The organism is Streptomyces hilarionis (genome assembly GCF_024539675.1).
Classification (GTDB): Bacteria; Actinomycetota; Actinomycetes; order Streptomycetales; family Streptomycetaceae; genus Streptomyces; species Streptomyces hilarionis.
Genome location: NZ_JAHHIT010000613.1, coordinates 1 through 312, shown reverse-complemented (window position 1 = coordinate 312; position 312 = coordinate 1). Strand labels below are relative to the sequence as shown.

1 protein-coding gene is annotated in these 312 nt (G+C 49.0%); it reads right to left on the bottom strand.

All coding sequences use genetic code 11. The features are described from left to right. The coding region (locus KMS84_RS39730; protein WP_256921519.1) for a hypothetical protein at positions 1–312 on the bottom strand (312 nt) is incomplete at both ends.

The following is a 312-nucleotide window of genomic DNA, read 5'->3' as shown; positions in this document are numbered from 1 at the left end:
CCTCTGAACATAGTTCCAAAACGCGGCTGGGGCGATGGGGTACTGGAACCAGTCAACGTCATTTCTTCGCGTTAAGACCAAGTGGTCGGAGAGGTCAGCGATGTCATTTGGATTGATGTCTTCGATTCTATGCCAGTCTGTGCAACGAATCATGCGCCATGCGTACCATCCAAAGTTTTTGACGGCACTAGGCTTCATTACGGAGGTAATGTCCGGAATGTCTTCGTAGAGAACATGCGAGACAAACGGTTTGCTCACAAATGCAAGCACCTCGGTATAGGATGCTGCAGCAAACTCATAGAAGTTGGTTCC